The sequence below is a fragment of the Candidatus Nitrosotalea sinensis genome, assembly GCF_900143675.1.
GTDB classification, from domain to species: Archaea; Thermoproteota; Nitrososphaeria; order Nitrososphaerales; family Nitrosopumilaceae; genus Nitrosotalea; species Nitrosotalea sinensis.
The window spans coordinates 488,109-510,267 of record NZ_FRFC01000003.1; the positions used below are offsets into that span (position 1 = coordinate 488,109).

At 39.4% G+C, this 22,159-nt stretch carries 24 protein-coding genes, 1 tRNA gene and 1 riboswitch; of the genes, 12 read left to right on the plus strand and 13 right to left on the minus strand.

Annotated elements, in window-relative coordinates:
* Positions 1-24 precede the first annotated feature (24 nt).
* The 4 genes from NSIN_RS04450 to NSIN_RS04465 form a co-directional block, all read right to left on the minus strand.
* Positions 25-118: transfer RNA gene (locus NSIN_RS04450), tRNA-Met, on the minus strand.
* A gap of 42 nt (positions 119-160) precedes the next feature.
* A complete protein-coding gene (locus NSIN_RS04455) occupies positions 161-1,726 on the minus strand; it encodes a DNA topoisomerase I (RefSeq protein WP_101009571.1) in 1,566 nt (521 codons plus the stop codon).
* Between the two features lie 153 nt (positions 1,727-1,879).
* Positions 1,880-2,704 carry an SDR family oxidoreductase gene (locus NSIN_RS04460; RefSeq protein ID WP_101009572.1) on the minus strand — a complete coding sequence of 275 codons (825 nt, stop codon included), beginning with the start codon at positions 2,702-2,704 and terminating at the stop codon, positions 1,880-1,882.
* Positions 2,705-2,757: 53 nt separating this feature from the next.
* A complete protein-coding gene (locus NSIN_RS04465; RefSeq protein ID WP_245871901.1) occupies positions 2,758-5,262 on the minus strand; it encodes a DEAD/DEAH box helicase in 2,505 nt (834 codons plus the stop codon).
* Positions 5,263-5,380: 118 nt separating this feature from the next.
* Between NSIN_RS04465 and NSIN_RS04470 the strand changes: the two genes are divergently transcribed.
* The 9 genes from NSIN_RS04470 to NSIN_RS04510 all read left to right on the plus strand — a co-directional run bounded on the left by NSIN_RS04470 (position 5,381) and on the right by NSIN_RS04510 (position 11,657).
* A complete protein-coding gene (locus NSIN_RS04470) occupies positions 5,381-6,070 on the plus strand; it encodes a class I SAM-dependent methyltransferase (RefSeq protein ID WP_101010069.1) in 690 nt (229 codons plus the stop codon).
* A gap of 1 nt (position 6,071) precedes the next feature.
* Positions 6,072-7,205, plus strand: coding sequence for an MFS transporter (locus NSIN_RS04475; protein ID WP_101009573.1), 1,134 nt, complete (start codon positions 6,072-6,074; stop codon positions 7,203-7,205).
* 65 nt (positions 7,206-7,270) lie between these two features.
* A riboswitch (Fluoride riboswitch) is annotated at positions 7,271-7,349 on the plus strand.
* Positions 7,350-7,370: 21 nt separating this feature from the next.
* Complete coding sequence (locus tag NSIN_RS04480) at positions 7,371-8,399, plus strand: plastocyanin/azurin family copper-binding protein (protein WP_101009574.1); 1,029 nt, start codon at positions 7,371-7,373, stop codon at positions 8,397-8,399.
* A gap of 2 nt (positions 8,400-8,401) precedes the next feature.
* Positions 8,402-8,980 (plus strand): hypothetical protein, encoded by a 579-nt coding sequence (locus NSIN_RS04485; protein WP_165775241.1) that lies wholly within the window; start codon positions 8,402-8,404, stop codon positions 8,978-8,980.
* Positions 8,981-8,992: 12 nt separating this feature from the next.
* Complete coding sequence (gene crcB, locus NSIN_RS04490) at positions 8,993-9,379, plus strand: fluoride efflux transporter CrcB (protein ID WP_101009576.1); 387 nt, start codon at positions 8,993-8,995, stop codon at positions 9,377-9,379.
* Positions 9,376-9,690, plus strand: coding sequence for a DUF190 domain-containing protein (locus NSIN_RS04495; protein ID WP_101009577.1), 315 nt, complete (start codon positions 9,376-9,378; stop codon positions 9,688-9,690). The genes crcB and NSIN_RS04495 overlap by 4 nt, the downstream gene beginning before the upstream one ends.
* A gap of 51 nt (positions 9,691-9,741) precedes the next feature.
* Positions 9,742-10,092, plus strand: coding sequence for a Sec-independent protein translocase subunit TatA/TatB (locus NSIN_RS04500; protein ID WP_101009578.1), 351 nt, complete (start codon positions 9,742-9,744; stop codon positions 10,090-10,092).
* Between the two features lie 53 nt (positions 10,093-10,145).
* Positions 10,146-11,393 (plus strand): Glu/Leu/Phe/Val family dehydrogenase, encoded by a 1,248-nt coding sequence (locus NSIN_RS04505; protein WP_101009579.1) that lies wholly within the window; start codon positions 10,146-10,148, stop codon positions 11,391-11,393.
* A 36-nt stretch (positions 11,394-11,429) separates the two neighbouring features.
* Complete coding sequence (locus NSIN_RS04510; protein WP_101009580.1) at positions 11,430-11,657, plus strand: Lrp/AsnC ligand binding domain-containing protein; 228 nt, start codon at positions 11,430-11,432, stop codon at positions 11,655-11,657.
* A gap of 44 nt (positions 11,658-11,701) precedes the next feature.
* On the opposite strand, the gene erpA is transcribed toward NSIN_RS04510, so the two are convergent.
* The 4 genes from erpA to NSIN_RS04530 form a co-directional block, all read right to left on the minus strand.
* Positions 11,702-12,052, minus strand: coding sequence for an iron-sulfur cluster insertion protein ErpA (erpA, locus tag NSIN_RS04515; RefSeq protein WP_101009581.1), 351 nt, complete (start codon positions 12,050-12,052; stop codon positions 11,702-11,704).
* 74 nt (positions 12,053-12,126) lie between these two features.
* Positions 12,127-12,888: an enoyl-CoA hydratase/isomerase family protein gene (locus NSIN_RS04520; protein ID WP_101009582.1), complete on the minus strand. Its 762-nt coding sequence runs from the start codon at positions 12,886-12,888 to the stop codon at positions 12,127-12,129.
* A 25-nt stretch (positions 12,889-12,913) separates the two neighbouring features.
* Positions 12,914-15,037, minus strand: a complete 2,124-nt coding sequence (locus NSIN_RS04525; RefSeq protein WP_101009583.1) for a 3-hydroxypropionate--CoA ligase — start codon at positions 15,035-15,037, stop codon at positions 12,914-12,916.
* Positions 15,038-15,189: 152 nt separating this feature from the next.
* Entirely contained in the window at positions 15,190-15,879 is a 690-nt protein-coding gene (locus tag NSIN_RS04530; RefSeq protein ID WP_101009584.1) for a type 1 glutamine amidotransferase, read from the minus strand.
* A gap of 41 nt (positions 15,880-15,920) precedes the next feature.
* On the opposite strand from NSIN_RS04530, the gene NSIN_RS04535 reads away from it, so the two are divergent.
* The 3 genes from NSIN_RS04535 (at position 15,921) to NSIN_RS04545 (ending at position 18,221) form a co-directional block, all read left to right on the plus strand.
* The gene (locus tag NSIN_RS04535; RefSeq protein WP_101009585.1) at positions 15,921-16,301 is read left to right on the plus strand and encodes a toprim domain-containing protein; all 381 of its coding nucleotides are present in this window, start codon (positions 15,921-15,923) and stop codon (positions 16,299-16,301) included.
* A gap of 72 nt (positions 16,302-16,373) precedes the next feature.
* Positions 16,374-17,519, plus strand: coding sequence for a DNA primase DnaG (gene dnaG / locus NSIN_RS04540; protein ID WP_101009586.1), 1,146 nt, complete (start codon positions 16,374-16,376; stop codon positions 17,517-17,519).
* A 6-nt stretch (positions 17,520-17,525) separates the two neighbouring features.
* The gene (locus NSIN_RS04545) at positions 17,526-18,221 is read left to right on the plus strand and encodes a DUF120 domain-containing protein (RefSeq protein WP_101009587.1); all 696 of its coding nucleotides are present in this window, start codon (positions 17,526-17,528) and stop codon (positions 18,219-18,221) included.
* Here the strand turns inward: NSIN_RS04545 and NSIN_RS04550 are convergent.
* The 5 genes from NSIN_RS04550 to lysW/argW are packed head-to-tail and all read right to left on the minus strand — an operon-like array spanning position 18,218 to position 22,112.
* Complete coding sequence (locus tag NSIN_RS04550) at positions 18,218-18,835, minus strand: adenylyltransferase/cytidyltransferase family protein (protein ID WP_101009588.1); 618 nt, start codon at positions 18,833-18,835, stop codon at positions 18,218-18,220. The genes NSIN_RS04545 and NSIN_RS04550 overlap by 4 nt on opposite strands.
* Before the next feature lie 39 nt (positions 18,836-18,874).
* The gene (gene dph5 / locus NSIN_RS04555; RefSeq protein ID WP_101009589.1) at positions 18,875-19,921 is read right to left on the minus strand and encodes a diphthine synthase; all 1,047 of its coding nucleotides are present in this window, start codon (positions 19,919-19,921) and stop codon (positions 18,875-18,877) included.
* Between the two features lie 38 nt (positions 19,922-19,959).
* Positions 19,960-21,099: a M20/M25/M40 family metallo-hydrolase gene (locus tag NSIN_RS04560; RefSeq protein ID WP_101009590.1), complete on the minus strand. Its 1,140-nt coding sequence runs from the start codon at positions 21,097-21,099 to the stop codon at positions 19,960-19,962.
* A 3-nt stretch (positions 21,100-21,102) separates the two neighbouring features.
* A complete protein-coding gene (lysX, locus tag NSIN_RS04565; protein WP_101009591.1) occupies positions 21,103-21,951 on the minus strand; it encodes a lysine biosynthesis protein LysX in 849 nt (282 codons plus the stop codon).
* Positions 21,948-22,112 (minus strand): alpha-aminoadipate/glutamate carrier protein LysW, encoded by a 165-nt coding sequence (lysW/argW, locus tag NSIN_RS04570; protein WP_101009592.1) that lies wholly within the window; start codon positions 22,110-22,112, stop codon positions 21,948-21,950. The genes lysX and lysW/argW overlap by 4 nt, the downstream gene beginning before the upstream one ends.
* Between the last annotated feature and the right edge of the window lie 47 nt (positions 22,113-22,159).

A 22,159-nucleotide genomic window follows, 5' to 3' on the forward strand; every position in this document is an offset into this window, starting at 1 on the left:
TGTAATGTTGTGCAAAAAAGTGTATACCGGGGGTGGGTTTCGAACCCACGACCTCCAGATTATGAGTATTACCCTTATGTGTGGACTGGCACTCTAGGCCAGGCTGAGCTACCCCGGCATAACTAACGCCTAAATTCTTGATGCAATTAAATGTACTTGCCTAAACTTTTGCAATATCTTTCCAAGTGGTATCAACCTTTGAGACCCATTGGAATTTCTTTTGAAGTGCAGATGTGTAAAGTTTCTGCCAATCCAATTCCATTGCATCTGACCAGGACTTGACGACTCGAGGATCGATATAATTTCTAAGTGACGTTCCCAAGTTATAGTCTCTAGTTTTTTCTGCAAGCTCTAATGCAAGTTTTAATTTTTCTTCACGTTGTTTTAATTTCTCTACTTGTTTGTCTGTCTTTGGTTTTGTTTCTTTTAATTTCTTTATTGCTTCTCGTTTTTTCTGGAGTGTTTCATCAAAGTTCTTTGGTATTGTTCTTTTGTGATTGCATGTTACCGCAGCTTCTAAGTTTGCAAGCTTGGCATGGTATATCTTGATATTTTCTGATTTTGATTTTATGTTGTCTACCTTTTTGAGATAGCTTGTTACCACCTGAGTTGCAAGATATGTTCTAAACACTTTGGCAGTAAGTCCCTTTACTATTCCACTCAAAAATTCGTTTACATGTCTTGATGTTATCTCATGAAATATCAGTTCATCCTTTTTCTTTTTCTCTGTGAATTTCTTGAGGTTCTCATAAAATGCCTTGTCTTGTTCTGTTACTGGTAATGGTTTTTGCCATCTTACACTGTCTTTTCCTAAAAAGTCAAACTCTATCACGCCTGGCTTGAGGTTGACATGTTCTACTCGCAATGTTGTAGCACCTACGGTGTCTGCCTCATCTGGATCCTTTTCATCACCTACTCTCATGGCAGTTTTGTAAATTAAATAGCATACAGTCGCAACACTTCGAACCTTGTCGTCCTTGTCTGACATTTTCTTTATCACCATGCCTAGAACCTTGTCAATCTCCGCTGCAAGCTTTGTTGCCTTGTCATACTTCATCTTGTCTCGTTCCTGTTTGAGATCCGATGTGTCAGAGAGCCAAACGTACTTTCTCTTGCCTGTCAGCTCATCCATCCAGCTTGCAAGCCACATGAAGTCTTGTTCATGGATTATCTTTCCCCAGTTTCCAGGAGGAACTTTTGCTTCCTTTCCAAGGTTTAATGTAACATCTTTTTCTGTAATTCTTGGTTTCCACTTACCTCTTAGTGGGTGGTCTCCTCTTCCAATGAAAAGTCCTGGAGGCTCTGCCATCCAGTTTGCAACATCGACTTCTTTTCCATCAATTATTGCCTTGCCGTATTTTGCCTTCATCTTTTCTTTTATCTCCTTTCTTGTAGCTGCAATCTTTTTCTTCTCTTCTTTTGTCATGGTAAGCTTGGCATCTTTTTCCATGTCAACTACCTTGAAAGCTTCAGAAAAGTCAATGTCTGAAAGTGACACTCCTTTGAATTTTGCAGGAAGCTCTTTTACAAAGTGTGCAAAAAAGTTCTTTTGAAATACTGCATCCTTGACGTATGGCGTATCTTTTTTCTTTGCCCACTGGTATGCCATCTCTTCTGCATCAATACTTAGTGGAACTTTCTCTCCCTTGATCTTTACAGTAATGCCCTTTGATTCGTAGGGAGGAAGAAACGCAATGCCATTATGTTGAAGGGTTTTCCATTTCATTTTGTTATCACTAATTTTGATTAATTGTGTTGACTTTGACAAAAATTGACCCTCTGTCGTATATCAATCTAACCAAAATATTATTAAAAAAATTACAAAATTTACTACTTTTAGATTTTCATATTTGTCAAGTATTGGTAAAAAATATGTATTCTAGCTAAAAAGTTCCTTTTTTATGTAATTTTCAAACTCTATGTCCGTCTTGACCTTTTTTGCTTCAAGGAACATGGCTGCATCATTACCCACAGGATACCTTGGAAGGGGATTATCTGATGATACCGCCTTGACTATGGTGCTTGCTACCTCCTGTGGCTGTGTGCCCATCTGTGACATCATGATTAGCCCACTCAACACTTTCTGAGTGATATCCTTGTATGCAGGGTCTGCCTTTGTTGCCTTTTTGAGTGTTGTAAACAGGTTTGTCTTGACAACTCCTGGTTCTATGATTATCGTCTTTATTCCAAATGGCGCCAGCTCGTATCTCATGGATTCACTTAATCCCTCTAACGCAAACTTGGAACTGATATATCCTGGAGTTACAGGAAATCCTATCCTGCCTGCAACAGAGCTCACATTTACTATTGTTCCAGACTTTTGGTTTCGCATGGTAGGCAAAACCGACTGGATTATCCTTACTACTCCAAAAAAGTTTGTTTCAAACTGATCTTTTAGATCCTTTTCTGTCATGTCTTCAAGACATCCTACCAAAAAGTAGCCTGCATTGTTTACAAGAAGATCTAATCTTTTATTTTCATCTAGAATTTTTTTTACTGCATTTTTAATTGACTGGTCGTCATTTACATCAAGTTCTATTACTTTGATCTTGAGATTTTCTTTTTTTGCAATCTCCAAAATTTTACTGCCCTTTGAGATATCACGCATTGTTGCATAGGTGTGATACCCATTGCGCCCAAGTTCAAGTGCTGTCTCAAACCCAATCCCGCTTGAACTGCCAGTCACTAGAGCAACTTTATCCATGTTGTATCTTGGCAGACCAGATTAATTTGTGTTATTCTGATACTCTGATATCGTCATACAAGCGGTTTGTCCCCTTCTGAGGGCTCTATTATCTCTGTTTTCTCTCCATCTTTTATCCTCTGGAGAATCTCTCTTGCAGACATTTTGTGAAGATATTCATTGTTATTTCCACACCTGTATGAAAAAGTACAGCGTGGGCATCCTGACTCATTTTTACAGGGACATTCTGTTACAATATCCAGGCTTCTCTCAAACGCCTTTTCTAGCCTATCATAAAGTGCCCTGCTTGCACCATTTCCTCCTATTGCCGAGTCATATACAAAGACAAGCCCAGACGTACCAAGAGATATTCCTCCAAGGTCTTGAGAGACGCCACCTGTTATCATGTTGCTTCCCTCTATTACCACATGTTCTGTAGCGTGATAACCGCTTGCCTCGACATATTCTTCGTTTTCCGCCTTGCTGATTTCACCAAGAGGCCTTGGAGCCTTGAATACAATCCCCTTTGTAACAAAGTCATAATCGAGGGGCTTTTCCAAAATAATTTTTTGTCCCTGCCCCACCTCTTGACCCAATTCCAAATTAACATATCCGTATACTCTTTTCTGAATGTGTAACTTGCAAAATGCAACTTCAATTCCCTTTGCAAATCTTTTCTCAAATACAGTCTCTATTGTAGGCCACTCTTCTGTTAGTGCCTTGGTATAATATGGATAATTTTTTGGAAGATATTCTAATTTTGCAGTCATCTTTTCAGGATATCCTGTTTCTTTTACTTGATATCTAGTTCCTGCCAAAAAATAAACCGCATGTGGATGAAGCTCCTCTAATGCAATCGGTAAAACTCGCTCTCCTACTTTTTTGTCATTTAAGAAAATATCAATTGATCTTCCAATTCCTCTGATACTGTATTCTTCTAAAATGGATTTTATCTGATCATAGTTTGGAACATATCTATTTTCAATCAAGACAAGATTTCCGGCACCCACATGTCTTTGTATTACATCCTTATGCTCTGGCAATTCGTGTTTTGCAATTGGCTTGTCGCATGCCATTGCAATTACTTGAAACTCTTCAACAAATGGATTCTTGGGGTCGATATACACTTGCTCGGTATCCTCAAAATAATCTGAAGGATGATTCTTGTAGTATTGTGATATTGGGTCGTTTCCCAGTATTAGAAACGCATATCCTCCCTGGCCCTTTCTTGCAGCCCTTCCTATTCTTTGTGTAAGCCTGTTGACAGGTATTGTAGATGATATCACACCATCCACATTTCCTACATCAATTCCAAGTTCTAGCGTGGGAGTGGCAGATATTGCAAGCAACTTGTCTGATTTGAACATGTTCTCAACTGATCTCCTATAGTTTGCCATGAGCCCAGCCCTGTGAACCTTAATGTCCACTTTTTGCCTTCGGGCCTGAAGCGCCAAGAGCTCAGAATTAAGATGCGAATTACTAAAGACTAGAGTCTTGTGATGTTTTGTTGTTAGTTTTTTTAGAATGTCTATCATCAATGCACGCTGGGTCATCAATGAGGGAAACAACATTGAAAACTCGGTCTTGCCTTTTTTTCCAGAGCCTAATACCTGAACCATCTTCACGCCAAACAACATCTGACAAAAAGACAATGCATTATCAAGTGTAGCAGATGCTGCAATCATCTGCAGTTTCGGTGCAATTCTCTTTAGTCTTTTTATGATGTAGTGAACATTGGAACCAAAAATTCCAGAATATACATGAGCCTCATCTACTGCAAGAAATCTTGCAGTATTCAATAATGCCGCAAATCTTGTCCTATGCCATAAATGATAATGTAAGACATCAAAGTTGGTTATAATCACTTGAGGTGGACTAGAGAGAATATCTTGTCGCTCTGTTTGTTTTGTATCTCCATCAAATACTGCACATTGAATATTCATCTTGTCTGCAATCTCTTTTATCTTTGGATATTGATCCCGCGAAAGTGATTTTGTTGGATAGACAAAGATTGCTTGTATCAAAGAACTCTTTGAGCTTGCAATTTTTTCCATTATTGGAACAACAAAAGCCTCAGTTTTTCCCGATGCAGTTGGTGCAGTAATTACAATATTGTCTCCTGATACTATATGATGTATTGCATCTTCTTGAAACTTGTAGAATTTTTTTATGCCTTTTGACTCTAATGATTCAATTATTCTCTTGTCTAATCCTGAATCCTCTACTGTAGAACCCATTTCAGGTTCAGGCTCTTCTATTACCTTAAAGTGTGATACGTAATGCCTCTTTGAGAATAAAACTGACCTTGTAATGTCTCCGATTTTGGAATCACCTATCATCTTGTTTATCTCCTCTTCTGTCTGCAACATTCCCTCTTTCTCTAATGTTGATCCTACCTCCTTTTTGGTTGGTATCTCATCATTGTCAAATTTTATTAAAAATTCTAAAAATGCCTCATCTAGATTTTTTTTCGAATCTACAATATCTTCTATTTTACACTTGGAACAGCTAAAGTGTATTTTTTGATTAAACGTACGTTGTATCTCTATTCTTGATTTACACTTGGGACAGTAATGCACTAGTTTAATGACAACTTGTGGCTGATTTAATTTTTGATTATACCTTGATGTCTATCAGAGGTTGAATCAAAATACCAAACCCTGATGACATATAATGCGGTATGCGTTCCAATCTGATGTGGGTCTTGGAAGTTATTGGGGCGAAGTCCTCGATGTCTTGGAAAAAATAATTCCTGTTTATGATAAAGTAAATTCAATGATCTCACTTGGAAGAGATTCAGAGTTTCGGCAGCGTGGAATCAAAGGCAGAGTAAATCCTGGAGATCATATACTGGATGCAGGATCTGGTTTTGGAAACATGTCCAAGACTGCATCAATGATATGCAACAATAACATTGACATTACTCTTTATGATCCGCTCAGACCCATGTTGAAAAATACAAGTAGGTTGTTTTCCAAGACTCCAGTTCTTACTTGTGGTGTCTTTGAACATATTCCATTTCGCGATGAAAACTTTGATGCCGTATTGACTGGATATTCATTACGTGATGCAATAAATCTGCGAATTGCCATATCTGAGATACATCGTGTGCTCAAAAAAGGTGGACGATTTGTCATAGTGGATTTGGGCAAGCCAGATAATCCTGTAATAAGAATGGGAGTCTCGTTTTATCTTAGGGCTATACTTCCAATACTTGCAGTAATTGGTGGCGGAAAACTGGGACTAAAATTTGCCACACTTTATGGCACATACAAGCTATGGCCACAGAACAAAAAACTCGAGTCTCTCTTACTTGAGAGATTCTCAAGAGTAGAGTTTGAAACAGGAATGCTTGGTGGCGCAATAATGGTTGCAGCCTACAAGTAAGATGAACAAAGTAACCCTTGTCTACATCATTGCACTGGTGGTAGGATTCTCATACGGAATGCACAATCCTGTAGTTCCTTTGTTTTCAAAAGATCTTGGTGCATCATATCTTGATCTTGGATTAATTGGATTTTCAAACTTCATTCCATACATGTTCATCCCACTCTTTGTCGGTATGCTTCTTGACCGGTTCAACAAGGGATTGCTGTTAACTCTGGGATTGGTCCTTGATACTGCGTCTATCTACGCGTTATCTACTGCAAATTCTGTGCCTCAGGTCATCCTGTTTAGAACACTTGTGGGAATCGCACATTCATTTTTCTGGCCTCCATGTGAATCCATAATTTCACAATCATCCAGTCCGCATGATCGTGTCAAGGCAATATCAAGATTTATGGCATTTTTTGTTGCAGGAATAATGATAGGCCCGCTTGTTGGATCGTTCCTACTTGAAAGTTTTGATGCATCATACAGAATGATATTCCAAGTCTCTGCCTTTGCAATAGCAACATCTCTTGTATTTTCTACCATGCTGTCAAAAAACAACATATCCAATCACAAGGGAAAAATATCTTTTGCATCTGCAAAACAAATGACAAAGTTTCCTACAGTGATTGCAATTTTGTTGTTCTGCAGCACAAGTTTTGGAGTATTTCTTGCAATACTTCCTGCATACATGAATGACAGAAAAATCTCTGAATCAAATATAGAATTACTCTTTTTTGTCTTTGGCATCTCTAGGCTTGTATCTTTGCTGTCGTCTGGATTTTTAATGAAAAAATTCTTTGCAAGTGTCTTGATTGTAATTCTGTCAATCTCCGTTGGAATGTTTCTATTGTATTATTCTCATTCTATGCTAGATTTTGGAATTGCTGTATTGATACTAGGATTTGGATTTAGTGTCTATTTCCCGCTCACATTTGAGATAATCATGAGAAAGACACACGACAATCCAGGAGCATTAATTGGAGCCTATGAGGCTACCTTTGGAATGGGATGGGCATTTGGACCTCTAGTTATAGGTGTAATTGCAAACTCGTTTGAAAGTTCCATTCCTTATCTCATCTTGTTTGTATCAGGCCTAGCTGTTCTAGGATTTGTATTTGTAAAAAAGAAAGAGACAGTTCTTGCCTAGGTGTCGTACAATAAAAAACCAAACAGAAACGATACTTGCAAATCTTTAAAAACATCTTACTCAAAGACAAGGATGGCTATGACATTAGCCTTGGAGTAAAATCCTAAACCGCCCAAGAATGGTGCTGATAATGTCTACCTAATGGAAATTAAATAGGTAGACAAGATGAACACAAAAAACAAAAAAAGAATTCGGGCTGGAATTGACACCATCACTAAAAGTAATTTACAATATTTTGTAATTGCATTTTCTATTCTAGTTCTTGCGTCAGGTCCACTCTTGTTGCATACTGTATCACCGCAGGTATTTGCAGCGGTGCAGATGATCACTATACCATATGGTGCATTTGATCCAAACTTTAACACTGCAGCACCCCAATGGTATCTGCCTACAGCTACTACTATACAGGTAAACCAAACTGTGACATGGCTAAACCAAGATACTGAAGGACACACTGTTACAAGTGGCAAAGCTGGAGGAAGAGAAGGGTTAATACAAAACAACATGGGCCAACCGTCTGGACTATTTGATAGTGGAACAATAATGCCTGGAAAGAAATGGTCATACACATTTACAAAACCAGGACAGTATGAGTATTTCTGCACAATACATCCATGGATGGATGGATACATTGTTGTAAATGAAAAAGAGCCAGACCCAACTGATGCTGATGGAAATAAACTAACTCAATTCCCACAAGTACGTCTTACGCCTGACAGACGATATGAAGCAGACCTAAGCTGGGAACCACATTACATCATGACCGGACACAAGATAACCTTTGTATTCCAATTCTATGATAATGTAATGCCGCACCCAATTCCTGCTCATTATATATTTACTATAACGCAAAATGGAAAACAGCTCTTCAGGTCAGAAGACAGGACACAGTTTGGAGGGGGATACAATTACTTTAGCTTTGACGAGCCAGGCCCTGCCATCTTTAGATTCGACGACATTGACAATAGTGGACAATCTGTACAATATTCTGCGATGGTAGAGCAAATGGACTCTAATTCTGATATGAGTGGTATGGCCGGAATGGATGACATGGTCCAGCCTGCAAGAAACATGGCATTGCAAGATTATCTTATACCGTTATTCTTTACTCCTGCTTTGATTACTGCTGGAGTAGTGGTGCTTCTTGTGAAAATACGTAAAAAGAAGCCACATGAAGGAGATTATGTACAATGACTATGCAAACTAGAATACTAATTATTTCAGGAATACTAATCTTATCTGGAATTTTAATTGCAGTACTGTTATCAGGAAACGAATCTTTTGCACAGGAATCTGATGATTCTTCTCTTGTAGTGTCAAAAGGAATGTCCCAAGATGGCTCTGTTATTGTCACTATACTCTCTACACCTGTAGAGGTACACAAGCCACTTGCATTACAGATTTCCTTTACTGATGCACAAGGAAACAAAATAGCCCATGAAAATTATGGTATACGTGCCATGCAGCAAGAAAGTAATGGAATTACGGTATTGTCAAATCAAACTGCATACGCTGAAAATGGAGATGATTTACAGACAACTCTTCCATTGGATAATGCAAGCCCTGTAAACTTTCAGATACAATTACAAGGTTCCGGACTTCCTGGAACTGATCCATCAACTTGGAAAGGTCAGATTGATACTGTCGGTATAACAGTAGTTCCAGAATTTGGACCACTGGTGTTGATAACATTGGTATCCTCACTTGCTGTAACCATACTTTTCATCAGAAAATTCGGAATAGGATTTTCACATATGGGAAAATATTCAAGCTAGGATGCTGGAGAGATGAAATTCTTGGAAATTGTCTTGTTAGCTGCAGGAGGAGTTCTTGGAGTCTTTCTAAGATATGGTATAACAAAATCACAACTAATCCTCGGCACACTGCCAGTTAACGTCCTGATTGTAAATATTGTTGGAAGTTTTGTGTTAGGATCATTTGCAGTCTTTTCTCAACAATGGAATCTTGATGAAAAATATGCAATGCTTGTGGCAATTGGATTCTGTGGCGGACTGACCACTATGTCGTCATTTGCTTTGGAATCAGCTAATTTAATTGACAACAAACAATATTCACTAGTGGCACTAAACATAGTTGCAAATGTTGGTCTGTCACTTGGTGCAATATTTGGAGGACGAGCATTGACCAGTATGATACTTGGAGGATTAAAATGAGAACCCAAAAAATGTGGTCACTTGTTATCAGAATCAAGAAAAATGATACCGTACAAGGAAAGCGTGTACATATCTTGATACTTGACATCTTGAAAAAAGGCGCTATACTGGGTGCAACAGTGTGGGCAGGAGTTGGAGGATATGGAAGAAGAGGAGAATCTACAATCCATGTAGAAGGAATATCAGTAAACATGCCACTTGTCATAGAAGTAATAGCAGATCTTGAAAAAATAGAAAAAGTGCTGCCTGACATAAAAAAACTAGTTGATGATAACGGCTTGATTACCTTGCACGAAGTCGGTGTTGTCTAAACCAAATCCATTCGTGAAACCTTTAATTTTAGAAACAAGTAAAATTACTCCATGTTTGATTATGCACTAAACATCATAGGCAATGATTGGATAATGATTGTCTTGGCTGCTCTAGTGCTATTTCTTGGAACAAAAAGGCTTCCTGATATTACAAAAAAGTTTTCCAGAGTAATGGCTCAGTATGACAAGACCAAGGGCATGGTCCAAGAAGAGATACAAAAAGCCAAGGGAGAGTTTAACCTCAACATCTCAGGACCTGTCATGTCTGAGAGACAAAAACTTGAGAGCCTTGCCAAGTCGCTGGGCATAACCACAGAAGGAAAGACTGATGATGATTTGAGGAGCATGGTGAACTTGAAGCTAGGCGGTTCTGCAAAACCCGATCAAGACACTAAACAATAAACGCGACCTCAACAAATTTAAATATAATATCCCGTGAGACATATCGGTTAAGATTGACTAAAATCGATCCATGGCAGAATGCTCTCAAGCAACTTGCTGATGCCGCAAAAATTTTGAAACTTGATGCAGGTATACATGAAATGCTTGCAAATCCAAAAAAAGTTTTGACAGTATCATTGCCAGTCAAGATGGACGATGGCAGAATCAAAGTATTTACCGGATATAGATCACAACATAATGATTTTAGAGGTCCACACAAGGGTGGAATTAGATATCATCCAGATGTAACAATTGAGGAAGTAAAGGCACTTTCAATGTGGATGACTTGGAAATGTGCAATAGTTGATGTTCCATTTGGTGGAGGAAAGGGTGGAATAATCTGTGATCCAAAAAGACTCTCTCCAGGTGAAAAAGAGAGATTGACACGAAGATATGCATATGCAATATCTGAAATCATTGGACCGGGTAAAGATATTCCAGCTCCTGATGTATACACCACAGGAAAAGAAATGGCACAGATAATGGATGTTTATAGTGTAATGCACGGCCAGACAGAGCCTGCAGTTATTACCGGAAAACCAATACCAGCAGGAGGTTCCCTTGCAAGAAACGTAGCTACTGGTCTTGGTGTTGCTTATTGTGTAAGAGAGGGCGCAAAGAAACTAGGCCTCAAGCTCAAGGGTGCACGAGTTGTCATACAAGGATATGGTAATGCAGGCACATTTGCTGCAGAATATGTAGAAAAGATGGGTGCAAAGATTATCGGAGTAAGCGATTCTAAAGGTTCCATAATAAATCCGAAAGGACTTGATTCAAAGAAAGTACTGGAATACAAAAACAAGACTGGTAGCGTAGTTGGCTATCCTGGAAGTAAAAAAGTCACAACAGAAGAGCTTCTTACAACCCCCTGTGATGTCTTGATTCCAGCCGCACTTGAAAACCAAATAACACCACAAATTGCACGAAACATAAAATGTAAAATAATTGCAGAAGCTGCAAACGGCCCGACAGTACCTGAGGCAGATGATGTCTTACACAAGAACAAAATCATGGTCATTCCAGATATTTTGGCAAATTCCGGAGGTGTATGCATTTCCTACCTAGAATGGGTACAAAACTTGCAGCGATACTACTGGACATTTGACGAAGTTGCAGGAAAGATGGAACACCACATTGTACGGGGCTTCAACGACACATACGAACTCTCAAAGAAACACAATGTCGACATGAGAAAGGCAAGTATGATACTAGCAGTAGGTAGAGTGCTAGAGGCATTTGACGCACGAGGCCTCTGGCCGTAGAGAAATACCTAATACTTGATATTGTGATACTATTCTATGAGCAAAGCTTTTGTCGCAATACATTGTGAGACTGGAAAAGAAAATCCAGTAATCCGTAAACTCATGGAAATAAGAGGAATATCTGAAGTCACAGGTACCCTCGGTCTGTATGATGTTATTGTCAAAGTAGAAGCCTCTGATTCATTGACCCTTGAGAAAATAATTACAAAAGAAGTAAGAAAAGTACCGCATGTTCTTACTACAATGACCTTGATGGTAATCTAGTTGCCACTAGACATTAGAAAATAAAAATTAAAGAAATCGAATTTTTAAGATGTGCTAAATGAACTGCCACAAGAGCAAGACTTGGTTACATTTGGATTGTTTATCTTAAATCCTGCACCCATGAGGCTCTCGATGTAGTCAATGTTTGCACCCTTGAGGTAGTCGACACTGTAACTGTCAATGACCATCTTTACGCCATTTTCTTCAATTACTAGATCGTCTTCTTCAGATGCTTTTTCAAATCCCATTCCGTAGGATAATCCTGAGCATCCTCCACCTTGCACGTAGACTCGCAGAAACTCTGGCTTTTCTGTCTCTTCAGCCATGAAAGCTTTTACTTTCTCTGCTGCCTTTGGTGTAATTGTGACCAGTTTGGTGGTCTGTGTATTACTCATGAAACTAATTTTGCCTTTAAATTATAATAATCTTTTCCTACCTGACATACTAGGAATGGCAAATTAGGTAGAGCTTACTTTTTGGACTTGTTGACAAATGCAGTCATTCTTTCTGCTCGGTCTGGATGAGTAAAGCATAGACCCCATGTGTACAGTTCTAGTGAAAGTCCTGTATCAATGTCAGAGTTTCTTCCCTTGTTGATTGCAACCTTTGACATTCTTACTGCCATTGCAGAATTTTGTGCGATCATCTTTGCCATGTTTGTAGTCTCTTCTGCCAACTTGGCAAGCTCAACTACCTTGTTTACTAGTCCCATCTCTTTTGCTTCATCTGCTTTTACCATTCTTCCGGTAAATATGAGATCTTTAGCTTGAGAAATTCCAATTGTCCTTTGGAGTCTTTGTGTTCCGCCCCATCCTGGACATACACCAATTGTTACCTCTGGTTGTCCCATTCTTGCAGTATCTGCAGCTATTCTGATGTCACACGCAAGTGCAAGCTCACATCCTCCACCTAGCGCAAATCCGTTGATTGCAGCAATTGTTGGCTTGCTACAGTTTTCTACTGTCCATGTTAAGAGGTGGCCAAGTTTTGCATATGTTTCTGATTCTATTGGCGAGATTGTTGACATGTAAGCAATATCTGCACCTGCAGAAAATGCCTTGTCTCCTTCTCCTGTTATTACTACAACTTTGACCGTATCATCTGATTCAATTTCTTTGAAGACCTGGATTATCTCATTTGCAACATCCATGTTCATTGCATTGAGCTTGTCTGGTCTGTTTATCTTGACTGTACAAATTCCGTCTGCTTTTGATACGTTGACTAGGGACATGTCAAAACTCCTAACTAGGATGAAATTAAACCTTGTTGGGTTTGACTTTTCCCCACTGGTGCAAAGCAGATGCTGCTGCAACCCAGTTTCGAATGTCATCGTACACTGGAACGTTGTGCTTTTCAATCAATCCAGAGACTTTGGCAGTGTATGGACCACCATTTCCTCCAACAAGCAATGGCTTTTTGCCTTGCTTTGAGAACTCTCCAAGATAATCTATGATTGTCTCTTCTAATGGGTCGTCTTGGAAGACAAACCATGGCATGACAATGTCGATGTTTGGATCGTCCATGAACTTTTGTATGGAATATCTGTAGTCGTCAGCATTTGCTCCTCCTGTAACATCTGCTGGATTTCCGTTTCCAATTACATATGTTGGTGGATAATGCGCTTTCATTTCTTTGAGTGTTGCTTCTGTTACTTTACCAAGTTCCAGTCCGTACTTTTCAAACTGGTCTATTGCACCAATCATTGGTCCTGCGCCGTTGCTTACTAGGGCAACTCTTGGACCTTTTGCTGCTGGTTGCCATGCAAGTGATTTGGCAACTGATGCAAGTTCTTGGTAGCTTTCTACTGAAACAATTCCTGCCTGCTTGAATGCACCCTGGATGATTGCATTAGAACCACCAAGTGAGCCTGTGTGAGAGGCTGCCTGTTTTGCACCAAGTGCAGTTCTTCCACTCTTCCAAATTACAATTGGTTTTTGTTTTTCCTTCATTACTTGTTTGGCAGTTTCGATGAATTTTCTTCCATCGCCAAAGCCTTCTACGTATAATGCAATTACTTTGGTTTGGGGGTCATTTGCCAAGTACCAGATCATGTCTGCTTCATCTACATCTGATCTGTTTCCATAGCTGACCATCTTTGATAGTCCAAACGAGTCTGCAGTCTCAAGGAAGCTGATTCCCATTGTACCACTTTGTGATAGCAATGCTACAGGTCCAAGTTTTGCACGAACCATTCTCTCTTGACCTTGGAATGCACAATCCAATCTGTTTGCTGCGTTGAACATACCTATGCAGTTTGGACCAATTATTCTGATCTTGTGCTGTTCTGAGAGGCTCTTGATTTGTGATTCAAAGTCTGCTCTTTCTCCACCAAGCTCCTTTCCACCTCCTGATACAATTACCACATTGTGGATTCCTTTCTTTGCACATGCTTCAAGAACTGGAGGTGTTACTGACAAGTCTACACAAACTACTACCAAGTCAACCTTGTCCGGTATTGCTTCAAGTGAAGGATAGCATTTCAACCCTAAGATTTCTTCTGCTTTTGGATTTATTGGATATACTTTACCCTTGTAATCATGCTTTGCAATGCTGTCAAGAACAGAGTTTCCGACTTTGCCTGGTGTCGCAGATGCGCCAACCAGTGCAACTGATTGTGGAGTAAAGAATGTCTCCATGAATTCGATGTTTGGTTTTGCCTTGGAGATTGCATCCTTTTTAATTTCCTTTCTTAGGATTATCTTTGCATCTACTACAAAGTATGATTTTGGATATACTACAATTGGGTTAAAGTCAACGCTGTCAAAGTAGTCTGCATTGTCAACACCAATCTTTCCAATCTGAACTATTGCTTTTGCAAGCATGTTCAAGTCAATTGGTTTTGTACCTCTGTATCCTTGAAGTATCTTGGCGCCTTTGAGTTCGGTAAGCATTGATTTTGCATCATCTATTGTGATTGGAAGCATTCTAAATGCCACATCTTTGAATATCTCAGTTAATACACCGCCAAGTCCTACCATTATTACTGGACCAAACTGTGGGTCATTTTGGAGTCCTATGATAAGTTCTACTCCCTGCGGGACCATCTTTTCAAGTAAAATTCCTTTTACGTGAACTCCTTTCTTCTTTGAGAGTCTTGGGTACATTTCAAGAAATGCTTTCTTTACTTCTTTCTCATTCTGTAGTCCTACTTTGACTCCGCCCACATCACTTTTGTGAAGTATCTGAGGTGATACTACTTTCATAACTAGTGGAAAACCTAATTTCTTTGCAGCCTTGACTGCATCTTTTGCATTTGTTACAAGTGCATATCCTGGAACTTTGATTCCATATTTTTTCAATACTGCTTTGGATAGATCTTCGGTGATTACCTTATGATCGGTTGCAAATGTTTCTTCAAAAATTTTTGTTACTGGATTCAAAAGGATCTCTCCTCTTTATTTGCAGATCGCAATGTGATCTGTGTCTTTTTGTATACCATGACGTGATCCGAAGGTCTAAGTGTTTTATATTAAACTTTTGTCACATTGTTCGATCTAATTTCAAGTCATTTGACAAAAACCAAGTAAATTCTTCAGAGGCTAAACTCTGACTTGAAGTTCTGGTAGAACTTACTCAAATTCTCTTTTACTGTGCCAATCTTTTGGGGTATCTGTTTTTCTATTATGTCTGGATGAATGTATGGCAATGTCGCAAGTTCTGCCTTGGATTTTTCAAGCCATAGTTTTATGGCAGATTCATCTACCTCCAAGTGAAACTGTACCCCGATTGCACTACCTATCTTTAGCGCCTGGTTTTGGTATTGCTTTGAATGTGCAAGCCTTATTGCACCATCTGGAAGATCAAACGTATCTCCGTGCCAATGAAATACGAGCGATGGACTCTTTATCCCACTGAATATCTTGGAACGAGAAAGATTGTCAAACTCGATATCATCATAGAACCCAATCTCTTTTCTGTCTCCTTTGTAGACTTGGGCCCCAAATGCCTTGGCAATTAACTGTGATCCAAGACATATGCCTAAAACCGGAATCTCTTTTTTCACAGATTCTCTGATTATTTCCATCTCTTGTCTTAGGTATGGAAGATCATCGTTTGCACTCTCTGGTGCTCCAAGAATTATTATTGCATCAGGATTTGTCTGTGGAATTTTTTCATTTTTTGCAAGAACTGCAGTTATTCCAAAACCGTCTGACCTTATCAGATCTCCTAATCTACCAATTCCTTCAATTCTTGTATTTTGAATCACTAGAAAGTCTGTCAAGTCCTAAAAACTGCTTAATAGTTTGGATTGTAATTAAGTTTGTGAATTTTACGCCAGATGAGATCTCAAAAGTTCATGATTTTATAAAATCACTAAACTCAAAACATAACAGCATTGTAGTTGTAGAGGGAAAACGAGACGAGGCCGCACTCAAAAGACTTGGCTTTGTTGGAAAGATTTGCCAGTTTCATAGCTTCAAGGGGCTGATAAAATTTGCAGACAGCATGCCCCAGTACAAAAACCTGATACTTTTACTAGACTCGGACAAAAAGGGCAGATATCTCACAAAAAGAATAATGTCACAGCTTCAGCACCGGATGTCCATTGATCTCACTTTTAGAAAGAAACTAACAATTGCAACCAGAGGCAGGATAAGAAACATTGAAGATCTCTCTGTTTACCTTTCCAAAGAGGTAGAATGAGCCTCTGTGGAATAAGCACTTATATCGAACCATCATCAAAATTAATTGATCAAAAATTAAGAGGATAATGATTTGTCGTATAAGGGAATTGTCAAGTATCACGTTAAGCTCAGCTTCGACGTCGATGGACTCGTTGAAAAAGCCGATATCATAGGCGCAATTTTTGGCCAGACAGAAGGTCTGCTTGGCCCAGAAATGAACCTTAATGAACTCCAGAAGGTGTCGAAGGTAGGACGAATAGAAGTCAACACCACGGCATCGTCTACTCAAACAAAGGGAGATGCTTTAATTCCTATGAGCACTGATATCAATACTGCAGCTCTCATTGCAGCCGCAATTGAGAGCATCGATAAGGTCGGCCCATTCCAAGCATCATTCAAACTAGATGCAATTGATGATATTAGAACAGCCAAGAAAAAAGAGATTGTAGACAGAGCAAAAGATATTGTCCAAAAATGGTCTACCAAGACAATCAGTGAAGGTGAAGAGATGCTCAAGGATGTCTCTGATGTTGGCTCTGCAGGCAAGATAGCTTCATTTGGAAAAGAAAAGCTTGCATGCGGTTCTGGAGTATTTGATTCTCCATGGATAATACTTGTCGAAGGCAGAGCAGATGTGATAAATCTATTACGAGCAGGTTTTGATAACGCACTTGCAATCGAGGGTGCAAGAATTGATGAATCTATCAAGTCTCTATGTGATTCTAAATCCAAAGTAGTTGCATTCCTTGATGGTGATAGAGCAGGAGGATTCATACTAAAAGAACTCAAGTCTCTTGTAAACATCGATGTTGTACACAGAGCACCTGACGGCGTAGAGGTTGAAGAGCTCACACCAATCCAAATTGCAGAAATTCTCAAAGAGACTGCAGAGGACATGAAAAAAGAAACAGCAAAACCCGTCCTCAAGGATGTAAAAGATGAACCAATCGCAAATGTTGTCAAAAAGGTATACTCTCAACTCAACGAATCATTGGAAGCAATAGCACTTGATGATGGCACAAACACACTCTTCAAGGTTCCAGTAAGCGAGGTTGTAGGAAAACTTGCTCCAGGCTCTGGAATAAAATATCTCATACTTGATGGAATCATAACACAACGACTGGTCGATTCTGCCAAGCAAGCTGGAATTGGATTCCTAATTGGACATAGAATGGCTAACCTAAAATCCACTGACGGGCTGACCCTCAAAACATTTACAGAGCTCGGCGTAGCATAAAATTAGATGCCAGATCTAAAGATTCAACACATTCTTACACTTGCAGAACTTTTCACAAAAGGCGCACGCTATAATTTTGTACCAATAACCACATCTTCTCTTGGAAAAAGTATCAATAAATCACAACAATCTGCATCAAAACACCTAGTAGAGCTTGAGGCAAGCGGATATGTGGAAAGACTTCGAAGCGGACAACGAGTCTCTGTTAGAATAACAAACAAAGGATACGCAGAGATGCTCAAAATCTCATCTATCTTAAAATCAAGTCTTGAGTCAGTTCCAGGACATTTGGAATTCAAGGGAACAATAAGTTCTGGAATGGGCGAGGGTGCATACTATATGTCCATGAAAGGATACACAAAGCAATTCAAAACAAAACTGGGGTATGTCCCGTTTCCCGGTACCCTAAATGTGAAATTAAAAGACAAGGAGTCTATTGAAGCCAAGCGCTCCCTTGATGCATATCCTGCAATAATGGTTGATGGATTCTCAGATGGGAAGAGAACCTATGGATGGGTCAAGTGCTACCCTGCAAAAATAAACGGCATAAATGCAGCGTTGATACTACTTGAGAGAACGCACCATGATGACTCCATTGTAGAACTGATCTCTGAAGAAAATATCAAAAAGGCAACTAAACTCTCAACAGGCTCCAAGGTAACAATTAGAGTACCAATGAGTGCAAAGATTACACAAAACTAGATCCCATAAATTGACTTGCCATAATCATGCTCTATCTTGGAACTCTTGATGTCTGGTATTGGTGATTGGAGTCGTGCAATGGAGACATCAATTCCAATTTTTTTGCATCCATCTGTGATGAACTTTTCTTGATGTATCTGATCGTATCCTAGTGCAATAATGTTTGGTTTTACAAGCTCAACTGACTTGAAAATGTCTCCCTCTTGTCCCACTATTGCCAAATCCACCATTGAAAGTGATCTTACCAAATCTCTCCTAAGTTCCATGTTGTGAAGTGGTATCCTGTTCTTCATCTTCTGTGCAGTCTTGTCTGTTGCAATGACCACTACAAGCACATTGCCAAGCGCCTTGGCAGCACGAAGTGTGTGAATGTGTCCCGGATGTATGATGTCAAACACTCCTCCTGCAAGAACTATGCGAATAGAATTCTTCCCAATCTCTGTCAGAGATTTTCTATTACCTTCTATGAATCCGTTTTTTACAAGATGGTCTATTCTCTCTTCTAGATATTCTGTACTTAGTGCAAGTTTTCTTCGTATGATGTCAGTAGCAGTCTCACCTGAGATTGATGCCACAAAAAATGCTGTGATTATCTCTTTATCAAATGCGTCCAAATTTATTCCCTAGAGCGAAACTATTACAATTTGATTTATCTATAAACTCTGTGCCCAGGGATCTATTCCTCTTGATAGCCTCAGCGCATCAATTAATCCCTCTGCGTATCCTATACTAAGTACTGCAAGCTCCTCTTTTCCTTCCTTTTGAAACTTTTCTGCATCATCTATGTAGAGCTGGGCATTTTCTATTACAGGTGAGAGTGTCTTATCATCTTTGAACATCTTGACCACTTCTTCTAGTGCGCCCCTTGCCTTTGGAATGTACCTTGAGAGCATCTGATCTGATATCTTGACAATCTTGGATGAGTTATCAAACGGCTCGTCAAGACACGTGGAAAATATCTTGATTGCATCATGTTCTGTAAAGTGTAGTCTTCCCGGTATGATGATTGTATGTGGTGGCTTGCCAAAATCTGTCTTGACCAGGGTCCCAAGTTTTCCTGAAATTATCTTCTGACTCTTTGAGCCAATTCTTGACGCAACAATTGCAAATGTAGACTGGTCAATTACATTTCTCTTCTGTCCTTTTTCTGTCTCAAGCAAATTTGATATGGCATCTCTTGGGTCCAAAAAAAAGTTTGAGCTATTGTCAAACTCTAGTATCAACAAACTATGGCTTCCCTTTACCATGTTTTCATATATTGTATAGTATACAGTTGCAAGTGACGGAAGTTCCCGCATGATTGTCACAGGCCTTCCGATCTTGTAGTGATGTAATCCGCATTCTCCAATCAACGATGTAATTGCAGATGCAGCATGAATTGTCCTTGTCTTTATCTTGTCCTGTTCTGCTCTAGTTCTAAGCTCAAGATGTGTTGTTGCAACATATGGGTCCCCATATGCCAAAAGTACGACATTTTTCTTTTTTGCAAGCTCCAATATTACCTTGCCATCCTCCACCATCCATCTTGGAGCTATCGTAAGTTTTCCTTTTACTAATTTTTTTATCTTTGATATTTCTTGCTTTGATATTGGACTTGTAAAAACTTCAAAAAATGTCATGTCTGCTTTTTTCAATACCTGAATTGTACTTGTACTTGCACCTTCAAGGCCTGATATGCCAAGGCCTACAAACCATAACATTACAAAAACTCTCTCAAGTCTATATTTTGAGCTTCGTTTTATCGCTTGGACTGGCTTTTGAACTCATGTAGTCTCTTAAGGTGAGATAACATTCTCTTAAAGACCTCAATGCTTCGCAAAAACTCGTCTGTTGAGACTCTCTCATCAATGGTGTGGGATGCATGCGGATCTCCAGGACCGTATGTCACAACAGGTATGTTCAAAGAGTTTCCTATGATGTTCATGTCTCCAGTTCCTGTTTTTCTTATCAGCTGCGGTTTTACCTTCTCTATATCCATTATTCCAAGTGTCAATGCACGGACAAGTGGTGAGCTATGCGGTGCCTCAAACGGTTCAGTTTCATCTATTACTGAATAAAATGCATTTACTCCCTGTTTTTTTGACACCTCTTCTACCGTTGTTGCAATTCTTTCTCCAACCATCTTGCAGTTCATGTTTACTGGAATTCTAATATCCATTATCGCATCACACTCTAGCGGTGTTACATTGTGACTGGTTCCTCCCTTGATTTCAGTAAGTGATGATGTCAACATCATGCTCTTTGCAAGACCTTCCTGGTTTTGTTCTAGAGATTTTTTCAATGCATTTGTAAAAACGTAAGATTCTTCAATTGCATTTTTTGCAAGCCATGGTGCACTTGCATGTGCACTATCGCCAACATTTACTCTGAGATTTATTGCAATTCTTCCCTTGTATGCAATTGTGATATTGTTTATTCCACTTGGCTCTCCAAATATTGCATAATCTATCTCCGGTTTTTGTTTTACAAGATTTTTAATTCCAGTAGCGTTTCCTTCCTCATCTACTACTGCTGCAAATGTGACTGTACCGTTGTTGTTGCTCTGTACTGATGCTGCTGCTAAAAGCATAGATATCAATGGTGCCTTGGCATCTGATGCACCACGACCATAGATGTAACCATTCTCTGTCCTGACCTTTATCTTTCCTGGAACCGTATCCATGTGACCGCACAACATTATTCTTGGATACCCAGATCCTTTGGTAGCAGTAAGATTTCCTACATCATCAATGCGAATATCATCAAATCCAAAATCATCACACTTGTCTGCTAAAAATTCTGCAAGAGGCTTTTCTGCAAGAGATGGCGTGTAAAGTCTTAGAGCCTTCTCTAGAACCTTTATTGAATATCTTGGTGTGCTTGTAACTGACGAGTCCAATTCTTACTTTCCTTGGTTTATTGCGTAATCAATCATCATTGCTGGTATATTTACGCCAGTAACTCTGACAGTATTTTTGTATTCCGTTGTATTGTTCACTTCATGTACAACAAGTCCCTGCTCCTTGCTTTCCATGAGATCTACCCCAACTATCTGTCCCTGGACTGCTTCTTTTGCCTTGATGCAAATATCTTCAAGTTCTTTTGTGACCTTTAGCTCCTCTGCTCTTCCTCCAAGTGCCATGTTTGTCTTCCATTGATCATCACCCGAATAGCGATATATTGCAGCAACAACCTTGTCCCCAACTACAATGGCCCTAATGTCACGTGGAGGTCTGTTTACAAATTCTTCCAAATAGTATACTTGGTAAATTGGATACATGCTCTCTCTACTCTCTATGATTGCCTCTGCAGCTTCCTTGTCTTTTATCATGGCAATCATTCTTCCCCAACTTCCCACCGTCGGCTTGATCACCATTGGATATCCCTTTTTGTCCAGTAACTCTAGTGCAGATTCTTGTGAAAATGCAACTGCGCTAAATGGAGTTGGAATTCCTTTTTTTAGCAATAGCATGTGAGTAAATAATTTGTTTCCAGCAAATATACTGGTGTTCAATGAATTGATCACGTTTACACCCTTGCCTTCAAGTGCAGCAGTAGAGTGCAGACTGCGATAATAACTAACACATCGTTGTATTACTGTTCCATAATCTTCTTTACTTTTATCTAAATTAATGGACAGATTCTTACAATCCACCATTTTTGCATCGATGCCTTTTTCCTTGGCAGCATCATGGAGTGCTTTTTCTTCCCACCTGATGGTATCGTAGAGAATCGATAAACCGGAACTCACTGGCCCCAGTCCTCACCAACAGATTGTGCTGGTTTTAGCTCAAAGCCTGAGGATCCCTTGGCAAGCTCAAAACTTGCGCCACAGTCAGGGCATGTTACTATCTCTCCTTCCATCGAGTCCTTTGGAGGGTTGATGTTTGCGTCACATTCTAAACATTTCATATTCTATTCCTGTTCTAACCTCTCATTTTGCGACATTAATTATCTTT